The 14,704-nt window shown below is 60.6% G+C and carries 9 protein-coding genes and 2 pseudogenes; 7 read left to right on the top strand and 4 right to left on the bottom strand.

Translation table 11 applies throughout. The annotated features are described in order from the left end of the window. The first annotated feature begins 4 nt into the window (after positions 1-4). Positions 5-1,105 carry a glycine-betaine demethylase subunit GbcB gene (gene gbcB / locus TMS3_RS00800; RefSeq protein ID WP_025163332.1) on the top strand — a complete coding sequence of 367 codons (1,101 nt, stop codon included), beginning with the start codon at positions 5-7 and terminating at the stop codon, positions 1,103-1,105. Between the two features lie 312 nt (positions 1,106-1,417). After that, positions 1,418-2,026, top strand: coding sequence for a glutathione transferase GstA (gstA, locus tag TMS3_RS00795; RefSeq protein WP_025163331.1), 609 nt, complete (start codon positions 1,418-1,420; stop codon positions 2,024-2,026). A 58-nt stretch (positions 2,027-2,084) separates the two neighbouring features. On the opposite strand, the gene TMS3_RS00790 is transcribed toward gstA, so the two are convergent. Both TMS3_RS00790 and TMS3_RS00785 read right to left on the bottom strand, forming a co-directional pair. Beyond that, positions 2,085-2,294, bottom strand: a complete 210-nt coding sequence (locus TMS3_RS00790) for a hypothetical protein (RefSeq protein WP_025163330.1) — start codon at positions 2,292-2,294, stop codon at positions 2,085-2,087. A gap of 200 nt (positions 2,295-2,494) precedes the next feature. Then, positions 2,495-4,030 (bottom strand): nucleobase:cation symporter-2 family protein, encoded by a 1,536-nt coding sequence (locus TMS3_RS00785; RefSeq protein ID WP_025163329.1) that lies wholly within the window; start codon positions 4,028-4,030, stop codon positions 2,495-2,497. 575 nt (positions 4,031-4,605) lie between these two features. Here TMS3_RS00785 and TMS3_RS00780 point away from each other — a divergent pair. Beyond that, the gene (locus TMS3_RS00780; RefSeq protein ID WP_200929583.1) at positions 4,606-5,841 is read left to right on the top strand and encodes a hypothetical protein; all 1,236 of its coding nucleotides are present in this window, start codon (positions 4,606-4,608) and stop codon (positions 5,839-5,841) included. A gap of 311 nt (positions 5,842-6,152) precedes the next feature. Next, positions 6,153-7,166 (top strand): mechanosensitive ion channel family protein, encoded by a 1,014-nt coding sequence (locus tag TMS3_RS00775; RefSeq protein ID WP_025163327.1) that lies wholly within the window; start codon positions 6,153-6,155, stop codon positions 7,164-7,166. Positions 7,167-7,208: 42 nt separating this feature from the next. Here the strand turns inward: TMS3_RS00775 and TMS3_RS00770 are convergent, their stop codons facing one another. Then, the gene (locus TMS3_RS00770) at positions 7,209-9,569 is read right to left on the bottom strand and encodes a DNA polymerase II (RefSeq protein ID WP_025163326.1); all 2,361 of its coding nucleotides are present in this window, start codon (positions 9,567-9,569) and stop codon (positions 7,209-7,211) included. Positions 9,570-9,832: 263 nt separating this feature from the next. Here TMS3_RS00770 and TMS3_RS00765 point away from each other — a divergent pair, with 263 nt between their 5' ends. Then, positions 9,833-11,752, top strand: coding sequence for an outer membrane protein assembly factor BamB family protein (locus TMS3_RS00765; protein ID WP_025163325.1), 1,920 nt, complete (start codon positions 9,833-9,835; stop codon positions 11,750-11,752). Between the two features lie 103 nt (positions 11,753-11,855). Here TMS3_RS00765 and TMS3_RS00760 read toward each other — a convergent pair whose 3' ends face one another. Then, a complete protein-coding gene (locus TMS3_RS00760; RefSeq protein WP_025163324.1) occupies positions 11,856-12,248 on the bottom strand; it encodes a GFA family protein in 393 nt (130 codons plus the stop codon). Positions 12,249-12,737: 489 nt separating this feature from the next. Here TMS3_RS00760 and TMS3_RS25835 point away from each other — a divergent pair. Both TMS3_RS25835 and TMS3_RS25830 read left to right on the top strand, forming a co-directional pair. After that, a pseudogene (locus TMS3_RS25835) lies at positions 12,738-13,832 on the top strand (cache domain-containing protein); the annotation flags it as partial. Next, a pseudogene (locus TMS3_RS25830) lies at positions 13,806-14,571 on the top strand (methyl-accepting chemotaxis protein); the annotation flags it as partial. The pseudogenes TMS3_RS25835 and TMS3_RS25830, both read left to right, overlap by 27 nt. Positions 14,572-14,704: the final 133 nt, after the last annotated feature.

Below are 14,704 nucleotides of genomic sequence, written 5' to 3'. Positions count from 1 at the left end.
GACCATGTCGAACGAATTCCTCAATCCCATCACCACGCAAACCTGGAGTAATGGCCGCCACTTGGTGCGCTGCGTCAAGGTCATCCAGGAAACCTGGGATGTGCGTACCTTCTGTTTCATGGCGGAACAGCCGGTGCTGTACTTCTTCAAGCCGGGGCAGTTCGTTACCCTGGAACTGGAGATCGACGGCCAGCCGGTCATGCGCTCCTACACCATCTCCAGCTCGCCTGCGGTGCCCTATAGCTTCTCGGTGACGATCAAGCGCGTACCGGGCGGCAAGGTGTCCAACTGGTTGCACGAAAATCTCAAGGAAGGCGACGAGGTGCCGGTGCACGGCCCGGTCGGGCTGTTCAACGCCATCGACTTTCCGGCGGACAAGGTGCTCTACCTCAGTGGCGGCGTGGGTATCACCCCGGTGATGTCCATGGCCCGTTGGTTCTATGACACCAACGCCAACGTCGACATGATCTTCGTGCACAGCGCACGTTCGCCGAAGGACGTGATTTACCACCGCGAGCTGGAAAACATGGCGGCGCGGATCAACAACTTCAGCCTGCACATCATCTGCGAGAAGCACGGTCTGGGCGAAGCCTGGGCCGGTTACCGTGGCTACCTCAACCAGGCCATGATGCACATGATGGCGCCGGACTTCATGGAGCGGGAGATCTTCTGCTGCGGGCCCACACCCTACATGAACGCGGTCAAGCGCCTGCTCGAAGCCAATGGCTTCGACATGTCGCGTTATCACGAGGAATCCTTCGGCGCGACGCCGGCAGATATCCGCGAGGAGGCCAAGGAGTTGGCCGCCGAAGCCGCCGACGCCGATCCGGTGCCGCTGGCCGACCAGCATCAGGTGGAGTTCATCGCCACCGGCAAGAGCATTCGTATCGATCCGGGCGAGACCGTGCACGCGGCCGCCGCCAAGCTTGGCCTGCACATTCCCAAGGCCTGCGGCATGGGCATCTGCGGCACCTGCAAGGTGATGAAAACTGCCGGTGAGGTGGACATGGATCACAATGGCGGGATCACCGACGAGGACGTCGCCGAAGGCTTTATCCTCTCCTGCTGCAGCGTGCCCAAGGGCGACGTGGTCATCGACTACTGATTGCCCGTTCCCTGCGTAGGCGGGGGGGGGCGGCTCGCTCCTGCCGCGCTCACCCGCCTGCACTTCGTCAGCCGCCGGTCTAGTGCTGCTCCAGCGGCCCGGTGCGCAGGATAAAGCGCTCTATGCTTGTCTGTAGTAGGTCGTCGAGCGCTCGCCGCTCTTAGTCGTGTCTTCCAGTAAGCGAGTCGCCTGCGACCGTGCCGGTATCGGAAGGGGCGCATGCTGCTGTCGTCTTTCCTGAGCCGGCAGCAACAGGCGCAGGCCGTCGCGACCGTCCCCGCGCCCATCAGCCCATGATGCGGAGCTCTCACCATGAAACTCTATTACACCCCTGGAGCCTGCTCGCTCGCCGTGCATATCGTGCTGCACGAGACGGGATTGCCGTTCAGCCTCGAACGTGTCGATCTAAGCAAGCATGAGACCGAGCAGACCATCGATTTCTACCGAATCAACCCCAAGGGCGCGGTGCCCGTACTGGAGTTGGACGACGGCACGCGGCTGACCGAGGGGCCAGTCATCTGCCAATATCTCTGCGACTTGGCGGGACGCCCGGACTTGATGCCTGAGGCCGGCGACATGGCGCGCTACCGGGTGATGGAGTGGCAGAACTACATCACCTCCGAGCTGCACAAGACCGCCGGGGCCTTGTTCAATCCTGCGCTGCAGGCCGAGGCCAGAGAGCAGTTCGCCGACGCGGTGGTGAAGAAGTTTGCTTGGGTTTCGCAACAATTGCGCGGTAAGAAATACCTGACCGGCGAGGTCTTCACCGCCGCGGACGCCTATTTGTTCGTGATTGCCAGCTGGGCCCCGTACTTGAAGTTCGACCTGGGCGGCTGTAGTGAGCTGCAAGCCTTCATGCAGCGGGTCGGCGAGCGTCCGGCGGTGCAGGCCGCGCTGAATGCCGAAGGCCTGCTGGGCTAGTCTCTCGCCAGTTGCTGCGGGCTCAGGCGCGCTCCAAGGTATTTGCTGCGCAGGTGGCTCAGAGAGCCTTGTTGCGGTGCGGTGCAGCGTCAACCCCGGCGCGCCTCGGGCACCAGGCGCCCGACTGCTTGGCGTGCAGCTGCAAGGCCTGGAACACCGCTGGCAGCGGCTGGCGATAGTGAGTGGGGTCGCCCGTCGTCGGCAGCTGTTCGTCCAGCGTCTGCGCCTGACGCAGCAGGTCGGTGAGTTCGGGATGGTTCGTCGGCATCGGCTGACCCTCGCAGCAATCGGATAGTCAGGTTTAGACCCTGCGATTGGCGCCGGCTGAGTACCGCTTGTCTGGAAGTTTCAGCTTATCGGCGGCAGGCGCCGCCACAGTGCGTGGAAGGCCTGGCAACGGTCGGTACACAGGACAACGGGCACCCATCGGGGTGCCCGTTCTGGCGGATCCAGGCGCCTATCTGGACATTAGCTGGTGCTGCTTGGCGCCGTGGTTCTGAGCGTTGGCGCGTGTTCGGCTGCAGTCGGGGCGTCTTCTGCAACCACCGGTACTTCATTACCCTCCACATCGAAGAGCTTGCCGTCGACGAAATGATCGCCATCACTCAAGGCGGCAATATCCTGATGGCGCAGGGTGCGCTCGGTGCCGGCGACGAACACCGACTGTTGGTCCGAGTTGCCCAGGGTGAAGTGGTTGAAAATCAGGTTCAGCAGGATCGCCATGATGGCCGCCGAGCTGATACCGGAGTGGAAGATCGTGGCGAACCAGCTCGGGAAGTGATCATAGAACGAGGGCGCGGCAATCGGCAGCATGCCGAAGCCGATGGAGGTGGCGACGATGATCAGGTTCATGTTGTTGCGGTAATCGACCTTGGCCAGGCTGCGGATGCCACTGGCCGCGACCGTGCCGAACAGCACGATGCCGGCGCCACCGAGTACCGAGGTCGGTACGGCTGCGATGACGCGGCCCATCACCGGCAGCAGTCCCAGGGTGACCAGAATCAGTCCGCCGGTCGCCACCACGTAGCGGCTCTTCACCCCGGTTACCGCGACCAGGCCGACGTTCTGGGCGAAGGCGCTCTGGGTGAAGGAGCCGAAGATTGGCGCGATCATGCTGGAGAGCATGTCGGCCCGCAGGCCATTGCCGAGACGGCGCGAGTCCACCTTGGTGCCAATGATGTCGCCGACCGCGAGGATATCCGCAGAGGTTTCCACCAGGGTCACCATGATCACGATCAGCATCGAGATGATCGCGGCTATTTCGAAGGTCGGCATGCCGAAGTGCAAGGGGGTGGGGAAGGCCATCAGCGGACCATCGCTGACCTTGGAGAAGTCGGCCATACCGAGGCTGAAGGCGACCAGGGTGCCAATCACCATCGCCAGCAGGATGGACAGCCGGGAAATCGCCGCGCTGCCCAGTTTGCTCAGCAGCAAGACCACCGCCAGGGTGAAGGCGGCCAGGCCGATATTGGCCATGCTGCCGAAATCCTCGGCCCGACTGTTGCCGCCCATCGCCCAGCGTGCGGCGACCGGCATCAGGGTCAGGCCGATGGTGGTGATCACGATCCCGGTCACCAGGGGCGGGAAGAATTTGATGATCTTGGAGAATATCGGCGTGATCAGAAAACCGATCAGCGCCGCGCTGATCACGGCGCCGAGCACCGCCGGCATCCCGCCGCCGCCGTCGCTACTGACGATGGCGACCATGGTGGAAACGCCCGCGAAGGACACTCCCTGCACCAGCGGTAACTGACAACCGAAGAACGGCAGGCCGAGGGTCTGCAGCAAGGTCGCCAAGCCGCCGACGAACAGCGAGGCGGCGATCAGCAGACCGATATCGGCCGGAGAAAGGCCGGCCGCCTGGCCGACGATCAGCGGTACGGCAATGATGCCACCGTACATGGTCAGTACATGTTGCAAGCCGTAGGCGATATTGGCGGTGACACCGAGATTCTCATCTTCGGGCCGCGCTCGTGAAGAGGGTTTAGCGGAGGTGGAGGTCATCGTGGTTCTCGCTGTTATTTTTGTACACCGTGTGGCCAGTCCTAAAATAATTCGTTGCCTGGTCTTTTGTATACATGTTTGTGGTTTATTGTGATCTTTTTGCTTGTCGCCCTGCTGCAAAATGTCTCTTGAGATCGCGGAGGTGGGCAGGTCATTAGCGACCGATCTACTCGTGATCGGCGCAAGATCAGCCAAGGTCGCAGAGGAACGCGGGTGGTGCATAGCCTTGTCCATCTGCGTAACGTCCGTGCATGGAGCGGCAGATAAACCGCCGAACGGTCGTCGCCATGACTGCCCGCTGACTCGAGCGGCGGCGGGGCAGTGCCACTGTTTGAGCAGGCCTTGGTTGTTCGCGCTGCTTGGTGGGACTCACAGGCCGGAGAGTGCTGCGAAGGACGCGGCATATTGCAGAGCAGTGCGTCCAGAGCACCGACTGCCTGGGCGTGGGAGTGCCTCGCGCTTGTGCTTGCTGTCATGGCAGTTGGGCTGCTTGTAACCGCTTATTGGCCAGCGCTATTTGCCCACGCTGGGCTTAGCGCCAATCGGTCTTTTGCGGCGCAGGGACTGATCTACCCTTGAGTTCAGTGAAGGAACACACCCCGCAATACCTCAAGGAGGAACGCACCATGCACTCGCTCGCCCATGCAATCCGCAGCAACAGCAAGTCTCTTGCCCTGGCCCAAACCAGCTACAAGCAGAACGTGGTTGAGGTCAACACGCTGATGACCAGCGTGTTGACTTCCAACCTGCCCACCCTCAACCAGAATCCGCCCGACTGGAAGGACTTCATCGCGGCCTACGAACAGGCCAATGGCGATGCTCTCAACTGGGTCAACAACGTCATGGCACGCCTGCTCAACGTGCCGCAGGAGGTGCTCAGTTACAACGCCGTAATCAGTCAGGTGCTGCAGGACGCCAAAACCCAGGCGCAAACCCTGGTCAGCCAGCCGTCCAATCAGGTGGCGCTGAAGGTTCTCAACCAGGATCTGAATACCCTGACCGGTCAGCTGGCGTTGGTCACCAGTTTCATCACCGGTGCCATCAGCAGCCTGCAGACCAGTAGCGACACCCTGCCCGACATGGCCAAGCAGTTGCAGACCATCGCCACCAAGTCGACCCAGGATGCCAATGCCGACCAGCAGCAGATCGATGACCTCAACGCCCAGATCACCCAGCTCAAGGCCGATATCAAGAGCCTCACCGCGGCCATCATCGGCCTTGGCATCGCCGATGGAGTGGCCATCACGCTCGGCGTTACCGCGACCATCGCCCTGTGGCCGGTGGGGGCTGCGGTGTGGTTCGTGCTCGGCCCGGCGGTGGCGGTGGCCAGCACCTACATCGCCCTCGACGCGGAGAAGATCAAGGCCGACCAGGCCAGCATCCAGGCCAAGCTCGGACAGATCACCGGTATCACCGCCGATGTAGCGACCCTGCACATACTGGCGAACAACTTCGCCGATCTGGCCAACCAGAGCGAAACCATCCAGGCCAGCCTGCAGGCGATCCTCGCCGAATGGCAAACCCTGGAAAGCGAGGTGAATGCGGCGGTCACCGACATTCGCACGGCCCTCTCGGATGCCGGCGGGGCCAACTTCAATGCGGTGCTCAATGACCTCAACGAGGCCATCGACGAGTGGAACAGCGCCTACGCACAGGCCGGTTCGCTGCAGCTCGACCTGCAGGTGAATACCGCTGAGCTGGAGTACGGAATGAGTTCGTCCCAGGTGCAGGCCAGCCTGGCCAGTGGACAGAACATCGGCCTTATCCAGTACTACAACAACCCCTCAGCCCAGGTCCGCAAGGTCGCCTGAGGCATCAACCAAGCCCCGTCTACGGACGGGGCTTTTTCTTGCCCGGGGTTTAGCTTCCGCTGGCTACAGCGGGCAGCGCGTTGAGCGTTGCTAGATTGGCCTTCCAGCAGTACCCCAGCGATTCTGCCCGGTCAGCCTAGGAGCGCTGACGCACTGGCCGGCCGGTATTTTCGCGAGCGCGTGCACCCGAACGATCTGCGCTATCGACGACGAGTAAGCAAACAGTTCAGTCAGTCTGCGGTCAACTATCCTCAAGCGATGAGTCGCTAGGCTCATCAAGAACACTCCTTAAGGATGAAGGTTGCCTGATTTTGGATAGTCAACGCTTTGATATCGATGCGGTAATTCAACGCCTACTGGAAGAGGCCTACAGCCTGCTGGCCGCTCTGCCGCTGCTGGCCTTGTCGGTCCTGGTGATCTGGCTGGCCTGGATGCTTGGCAGTTGGCTGTCACGTCGCGCACTGCTCGACCGCATCGCCAGACGCAACCCGTTTCTGCGCGACCTTGCTCGCACCACTGCGCGTTGGGTGGTGATGCTGGTTGGTGTGCTGATTGCGCTGGAGATCATGGATGCGACTTCTCTGGTGGGCGCGGTCCTGGGCACCGCCGGGGTCCTCGGGGTTGCACTGGGCTTCGCGTTCAAGGACACCTTGGAGAATTACCTGGCGGGCATCCTCATGAGCCTGCGCCAGCCCTTCGCGCCGCGTGATCACGTGGTGATCGATGGCAATGAAGGCATGGTCGTCGCGCTGACCTCGCGAGCCACCATCCTGATGACCCTGGACGGCAATCACTTACGCCTGCCCAATGCGCTGGTGTTTCGTAGCGTCACCCTCAACTACACGCGCAACCCCAGCCGGCGTTTTGAGTTCGATGTCGGCATCGGCGTGAATGAGGACCTGGTGCGTGCGCAACGCATCGGTGTTGATGAGCTGAAGGGCTTGCCGGGTGTCATGCAAAGCCCGCCACCTCGGGCTTACATTACGACGCTCGGCGACTCCAACGTGCAGGTGCGTTTTCACGGCTGGGTGGACCAGCGTACGAACGACTTTCTGATTGTGAAGAGTGAGGCCATCCGTCAGGTGAAATTGGCGTTGGAGGCTGCCGAGATGGACATGCCGGAGCCGATCTATCGGGTGCAGATCACCGAGCACATCGAAGCTGCAGCCTCGTCTGGCAGCGGCACGAGCGCTAGCGCAAAAGTACCGGGCGAAGAGGTCGTGGTGGATACGCGGGTCAACGCCGACCTGGATCATCAGATCGAGCAGGATCAGCTGACCCACGGCTCGGAGGACTTGCTCGACCCGGCGGCGCCCAGGGAGTAAGCGGTTGCAGAGTGGCAGGGGCTAACTGTTGCTCAGCCCTGCTCAGAACAGGCCGAGTTGCCCGCCGATCAGGGTGCCGAAGTCGTCGTCCACGAACGGCAGGATGGCGTCCGCCACCGGCTGCAGCTGACGGCTGATGTAGTGATCGTAGTCGATCGGCGCATGCCGCGTTTCCAGCGGCTCAGGCCCGGCGACGGTGATCACGTAGCTGATCCAACCACCGTTCTGGTACTGCCGCGGACGGCCCAGTGAGTCGTTGTAGGCGTCGGCCGCACGCGCCGCGCGCACATGTGGCGGCACATTGCGCTGATAGTCATCCAGCTGCCGGCGCAGACGCTTGCGGTAGATCAGCAGCTCGTCGAACTCGCCCGCCAGGGTGCGGCACACGTAGTCGCGGACAAAGTCCTGGTAGGGCTGCTGGTTGAAGATACGCAGATAGAGCGCCTGCTGGAACTGCTGGGCCAACGGCGACCAGTCGCTGCGTACCGTCTCCAGCCCCTTGTAGACCATTTCCTCGCTGCCGTCGGCCTGCCTGACCAGCCCGGCGTAGCGCTTCTTGCTGCCCTCTTCGGCACCGCGGATGGTCGGCATCAGAAAGCGCCGGTAGTGCGTCTCGTACTGCAGCTCCAGCGCGCTGTCCAGGCCGAACTCGTCGCGCAGGTGCGCGCGCCACCACTGGTTGATCCGCTGCACCAGCGTCCGGCCGATGCGCGCGGCGTCTTCGTCCGCGTGTTCGCGGCCGAGCCAGACGAAGGTGGAGTCGGTGTCGCCGTAGATCACCGCATAGCCTTCGGCCTCGATCAGCTCGCGGGTGCGTCGCATGATCTCGTGACCACGCAGGGTAATGGACGAGGCCAGGCGCGGGTCGAAGAAGCGGCAACCGCTGGAGCCGAGCACGCCGTAAAAGGCGTTCATGATGATCTTCAACGCCTGCGACAGCGGCTGGTTGTGCTCACGCTTGGCCGCTTCCCGGCCTTGCCAGACCGTGGCGACGATGGCCGGCAGGCAATGCCGCGTGCGTGAGAAGCGGGCCCCGCGAAAACCCGCGACCGATGTGCTGTCGCCAGGGTGGCGCAGGCCCTCGACCAGCCCCACTGGATCGATCAGGAAGCTACGGATGATCGATGGATACAGGCTCTTGTAGTCGAGTACCAGCACCGACTCGTACAGGCCGGGCCGGGACTGCATGACGAAACCACCCGGACTGGCCTCGGGCGGACGCTCGCCGAGATTGGGTGCGACAAAGCCCTGGCGATGCATCTGTGGAATATACAGGTGGCAGAAAGCAGCGACCGAACCGCCGCTGCGGTCGGCGGGCTGGCCGGTGACGCTGGCGCGCTCGAGCAGGAAGGTCAGCAGCTCGGTCTTGGCGAAGATCCGTGTCACCAGCTCGCAATCCTTGAGGTTGTAGCGCGCCAGCGCCGGCTTGTCCTCGGCGAACATGCGGTCGATTTCGTCCATGCGCTGGTAGGGGGTGGCGATCGACTTGCCTTCGCCGAGCAGGGTCTGCGCGACGTTCTCCAGGCTGAACGAGGGAAAGCTCCAGGTCGCCGAACGCAGCGCCTCGATGCCGTCGATGATCAGCCGCCCGGCGGCCTCGGCGAAGAAATGGTTGTTGCCGCTGCCGTGTTCGCGCCAGCCCATCTCGTCACCGTCGCGGCCCAGGCGCAAGGGCACCTGCAGGCGCTGGGCATGCTCGCGCAACACGCGCAGGTCGAACTGCACCAGGTTCCAGCCGATAATCGCGTCGGGGTCATGCCGGGCCAGCCACTGGTTCAGCGCTTCCAGCAGTTGCGCGCGGCTCTCGCAGTAGTCGAGCTGGAAGTCGCGCGTGGCGTCCGCGCCGTTCGCCGGCCCGAGCATGTAGACCTGGCGCTGGCCACAGCCTTCCAGGGCGATGGAATACAAGTCGCCCTGGGCGTTGGTTTCGATGTCCAGGGAGGCCAGCTTCAGCCGCGGGCGATAGCCCGCCAGCGGCTTCATCTGCGCATCGCGCAACAGGCCGCCGTGCGGCGTGCCGGCGAAGGACACCGGCGCGGTGATGAAACGCTCCATCAGGTAGCGCTCCGGCGGACGGATATCGGCCTCGAACACTTCGACCCCGGCCTGGCGCAGGCGTTTTTCCAGGCTGATCAACTGGCGGTGCTGGCGGCAATACAGGCCGAGTACGGGCCGGTGCTGGAAGTCGCAGAGGTCAAGTTGACGCAGCTCGACGTCGCGCTCGCCACGCAGCAGGGCTTCGGCCTGCGCGCGCTGCACCGCCGGAATAAAGGCCACCGAGGGTTGATAGGGCAGGCGGATATGCCGGGGACCGTCATCGGTCGCCAGCCAGAACTCGACCTCCGTGCCGGCGGGGGTATCGCGCCAATGCCGGGTCAGGACAAAACCCTGCTGTAAATCCACCGCTGCACCTTCAAGAAGCTGTTTAACCGGATGATTCTACTGCCCAGCGGCGGGGAAGGGGCGGATGGCTGCCAAATAGGCCGTGTCATTGATGCGTGCGGGGTTTTGCAGTCGTTTGAAATCTCCCCGCCCGGCGACATTCGGCCGGACATGCGCGTGAAGGGCAACAGTGTCTTGATTCTCTGTCGTAGAAGCGGCTAGCCTCGAGTAGTCCTCTGCCAGCTTGCACCCGTCTCTCTGGCTTGATCTAGGATCGAAAGGAAATGGAGTTCCATGTGCGAATAATTGTTGCATTACTGCTTGCCCTGAGCATTTCGGGCTGCTCCTTCGTCGAAGAAGCCTTCCTGTCTCCCGGCGAAAAGGTAAACAGGGCCTTCCCGCCCAGCGCCGATATTCGCGCCACAGAAGAAACACTGCGCGATCTAGTAAGTGACGATGAGTCTGCACAGGAAAAGCTTTCTGCCCAATATGGGGCGCTGCGGGAGATTCGCGGCCTGACCTGCGTTAAGAGTCTTGCGATTTCAAGATTCGACTCGGTGGATAACATCAGGAAGCTGCCGGTGAGCCGCGACTGCCTGATAGCGCAGGACGAAGTTCTGCTGCGCTTCCTACAAATCAAGCAGGTCGAGCGAAGGCTTTCGCAGGCGGCATTGCGCTCCAAGACACCTCTCGAAGCGCCCGCCTTCGTTTCCCCCGGTCTTCCCATCTCTTCGGGTATATCGGCACCTACCGCCGGAGTTGCCATTCTCCGGGGCACTCGTGGCGAACTGCTCTCCATAGAAATCCCGAGTGGCAAACCCATCGTCAAATTGCCACAGCTCAGCGACGCCCGGTTCCACGACGCGTTGCTGTCGCCCAACGGCCGGGTTCTGGCATTGCCAGGCGGCTATGGCAAAGGGGTAACTTTCTTCGACACGGAAACCGGAGCGGTGCTCTGGCAAAACAGGGAGATCTACAACGTGCTGGTTTGGCTGCCGGAGCTCTTGGCTGCTGTGGCAAGCGGCTCAGACGGCCAGCTATTGATTATCGACTTCCAGAGCGGCGAATTTGCTGCCGGATTGCCCGCGCTAAAGCGTCAGAGCTGGGCCCTTCCGCTTCAGGACGGCAGGATTGCGATAGGTGCGGGCCAGAAGCTTTCGCTCGTTACTTACGAGCGCGGTGCCAATGGCATACAGGGGACGATACTCAAGCACCTCACGATTAAGACAGGCCCAGGGGTCACCTCATTGCGACCTACCTCCATGCTCGATGGGCGGGTGCTGTTTTTTGTGAGCGGGCGAGACCTGATGAAACTCGACCTGGAGTCGGGCCAGGAAACACTCTGGAAAACCGGAGAGTTCATCGGAAATCGGTACGCCAAACTAAGCGAGTCCACCGTTCTGGTGGACGCCTACGAGCGCCCTGTAAGAACCCGCCCTTGGGCCCTGAATATTGAAGAAGCCTCGCTCTCGCCTATCGAAACGGAAGAAGGTAGCGCCGGGATCCTTTATGAACTCGATGGCAGAGCCGGCTTTATGCGTCGCGAGCATGACGGCGTATGGTTCGGTCTACATTTGCAACAGGGAAAGCCGCTTGCTCTCGCTGAGTTTCTCAGCAAACGGAACTTAGAGCGGCAGATGGCCAAGCTCGAAGCCATGGCACAGCAATCGTCGACCACAGGTGGCCAGACCTTGCTCAAGGATGGCAGGTTGCGCCCATCACCGCCCGTCTACTCTGTTCGGCAGCCTTCCATTCCGCGATTCCCCCGGCTCGACCACGGGAGTACCTCTGTGCCTTTTGCAGAAGTCGCCAAGGATGCCCAGATCGAGGGCATTGGCGTTTATGAGTCCTCGAACAACCTGTCCAAAGGGCCGGGCAACAGACCCGGCAGTATCACCCTTGCCGTTCGCCCGACAGCCAAACCTTTGGTTCTCGTTCTGAGCTCCTACGAATCCGTAACCTGGCGGATCAGTCCGCAAGGTAAAGACAGTATCAAGCTCATACTGCTCTCCAGCTATTACCCCTCGAGTATTGAGGGTGCCGGTAATGCGCGGACAGTTGTCATTAACGGGGGCTATGCCTATAGCCGCGAGAGCGAGGCCTATGCGCATTTACGGCAAGCAGTGATGGGCCAGACCGGCAGAGATATCCAGACTTTCCAAGGAAGCTACAAGGGATCACATTTTTCTGTTGGGGGACGATAAAGAAACAGGGGGACAGCTTTATTTTTGCTCCGATTAAACTAAGGGGGGCGGAGGCAAGCATTTCGGTCACCTTCTAATGGCGCTTTCGCAGCGTTCGTGCCACCTACTCCTCAAAGCGCCGCGTGGCGTCACGATCGCGCTCGTATCGTCTGGTCAGCGGAAACGCCGGTAGCCAGGCTTCGCGGCGGGTTATCCAGAGTTCGTAGGTTGGCATCAGTTGATCAGGGGCATCCAGGGAACCGAGGTTCACTTCGATTTCGTCTGCGTTGCGTGCGAAAACCGACGAGCCGCAGCGCGGGCAGAAAAACCGCCCGGCGTAGTCGTGTGTTTCGCCATCGATGCTCACCGCATCCTGAGGGAACACCGCGGAAGCGTGAAAAAGAGCCCCATGGTGCTTGCGGCAATCGAGACAGTGGCAAAGGCCGACCCGGTATGGGCGTCCAGAGGCCACAATTCGGACGTTGCCGCAAAGGCAACCGCCCGTGAATCGGTCCATGCTGAGTCTCCTCTAAAATCAAGCAAGGTAACCCGGCTAAGAGTTGCTGGAAAACGCTCCGCGGTTTCCAGCCTACGCGCTCGGGCGCTGTCTAGGGTGGTCAACATTTACGTGCCCACTCGCTTCTGTGAATGACTGCATCGGGACGGCATTCCCCTGTTCGCGTATGCCGACAGTTGATTGGCGCGTACAGCGCAGCTTGTCCTGCTCGACCTCGCTTCAATCCTCTTCCTGCACCGCCTTGTAGGCCCCGGCGAGGCGCTGCTGCACCTCCATTTTTAAAGGGGTCGGAGTGATTAAAAATAAATCACTCCGACCCCTTTAGTTCTTTAGTTCCTTTAGTTCGACCCCTTTAGTTGGATATTGATTCGGGATTGATAGGGTGAATTCATACAATTTCAGGTCGATTTCAGGCAATTGTCGGTATTCCCACAAAGCTTATGTTTGTAAGTCTTCCCGGGCGACACAAATAATAAAGCAGAGGGATGTATGACTATTCGCTTCAAACTGATAGCCGCCTTTATTGGCGTGACCTTGATTCCTGTGCTGATTATTACGCTGTTTGTCACCAGTCAGGCCATGGAGCGGGAGCGCACGCAGTTCAATCAGAGCAGTGTTAAGCAGATTCAAGAAGTGGACAATGCATTCTCTTTATTCCTTGAAAGCGCCGCAGAAAACGTCACGCTATTGACTCAGACTCGGCTGTTGAAGTCCGCCGATAGCAGCCTTCCCAGCTATATGGACAAACCGCAGGCAACGCAAATGTCACCCCCTGCCAGTGGGGCTGGCGTTGCAATCTATGAGCTATTCGAGCAGTTTGGCAAGACGCACCCCAGTTACTCCTTTGTGTATGCGTCTACTAGCCAGGGGCATTATCTGCAATGGCCAGTGTCTGAGCTTCGCGCCAACTACGATCCCCGCGAACGCCCCTGGTTCAAGGCCGCGCTTACTGGCAATGGCAAGCCTGTTCGTACTCAGGCTTACGAGTTCAAAGAAGCGAACGCCGTCATCATTTCCACCACGCAGACCTTTATCGATGCCGATGGCGGAGCAGGTGTTATCTCTCTGGATGTCTCGCTGAACAAACTGACAGAAGTGGCCAAGAATGTCCGATTTGGCGACAAGGGTTATCTGGTACTGGTGGAAGGTGACGGCACAGTATTGGCTGACCCTATGCACCCCACATACAACTTCAAAGCATTGGCTAGCCTGGGTGATGGGTACAAGTTTCTCGCCAGCCAGCCGGCAGGCTTTTATAGCGTGCAGCTGGAAGGCAAAGACTACAACGCCAGTGTCTATAAATCGCCCACACTGGGCTGGACCTATATCGGCCTGATCGAAAGCAGCGAAATCAGCGCCGGTGCCTGGCATCTGGTGTGGGTGATCACGCTTCTCGGCGGTGCTCTGGTGGTGATTTTTGGGCTGTGCGGCGTAGCACTGTCCAAAGTGCTGATTGCGCCGATCAACAATACCTCGGCGGGCTTGCGCGATATCGCCAGCGGTGAGGCAGACCTGACGCGACGATTGGAGGTCAAGGGCAATGATGAAACCGCGCAAATGGCCAAGGGTTTCAATAGTTTTGTCGGCAGTATCCAGAACCTGATCAAGGAGATTCGCGCTTCCAGCCTGCAAGTCGAGCGGGAGGCTATGGATATAGGGACGCAGGCCGACCAGCTAGACGCTTCAGCACAACGCCAGTCGATGGCCGTGGACATGGTGTCTACTGCGTTCCATGAAATGGTCGCCACGGCCAATGAAGTGGCCATGAACTGTAATCGCGCCGCTGAAGCCGCTCAGCATGGCCAGGATCAGGCGCATAAAGGGCAGCAAGTCATCGGCCTCATGGTCAGCCAGGTCAGCAGCCTGGGTGAGCGTATTCGTCAGGCATCTGAGTCGATCAGCCAACTGGAGCAGAATACCCAGGACATCACCGCCATTCTCGACACCATTCGCGGTATTGCCGAGCAGACCAACCTGTTGGCGCTCAATGCCGCCATCGAGGCCGCGCGTGCAGGTGATCAAGGACGTGGTTTTGCCGTGGTGGCCGATGAAGTTCGCGCTTTGGCCAAGCGAACCTCCGATTCGACCGAGCAGATCAACGGTTTGCTCCACAAACTGGTCACCAGCAGCCAGAGCGTGGCCCTGGATATGCAGCACAGCCTAGTGCAATCAAACGAGTCGGTGGCTTTTACCGCTCAGGTGGAAGAAGCATTTGCTGGCGTGCGCGAGGCGGTCACGACGATCAAGGACATGAACACCCAGATTGCCACCGCAGCCGAGGAACAACATGCGGTGGCCGAAGACATCAACCGCCATATCGCTGATATTCACAGCGATGCCGGTCGTATTAGCGAAGTATCCAGCGTGTCTAAAACCAGCACGCACTCGCTGACGCAAATATCCAGCGAGTTGAACAAGCTGGTGGGCTGCTTCCGTACGGACTGAGTGCTGCTCGA

It is taken from the genome of Pseudomonas taeanensis MS-3 (assembly GCF_000498575.2).
GTDB lineage: Bacteria > Pseudomonadota > Gammaproteobacteria > Pseudomonadales > Pseudomonadaceae > Aquipseudomonas > Aquipseudomonas taeanensis.
This window is presented reverse-complemented; position numbering and strand designations above follow the sequence as displayed.

What these genes read in the sequence shown, in the direction of transcription:
- gbcB (WP_025163332.1), top strand. Translation starts at nt 5, where the DNA reads ATGTCGAACGAATTCCTCAATCCCATCACCACGCAAACCTGGAGTAAT.
- TMS3_RS00790 (WP_025163330.1), bottom strand. Translation starts at nt 2,294, where the DNA reads ATGCCGACGAACCATCCCGAACTCACCGACCTGCTGCGTCAGGCGCAG.
- TMS3_RS00760 (WP_025163324.1), bottom strand. Translation starts at nt 12,248, where the DNA reads ATGGACCGATTCACGGGCGGTTGCCTTTGCGGCAACGTCCGAATTGTG.
- TMS3_RS00765 (WP_025163325.1), top strand. Translation starts at nt 9,833, where the DNA reads ATGGAGTTCCATGTGCGAATAATTGTTGCATTACTGCTTGCCCTGAGC.
- TMS3_RS00785 (WP_025163329.1), bottom strand. Translation starts at nt 4,030, where the DNA reads ATGACCTCCACCTCCGCTAAACCCTCTTCACGAGCGCGGCCCGAAGAT.
- gstA (WP_025163331.1), top strand. Translation starts at nt 1,418, where the DNA reads ATGAAACTCTATTACACCCCTGGAGCCTGCTCGCTCGCCGTGCATATC.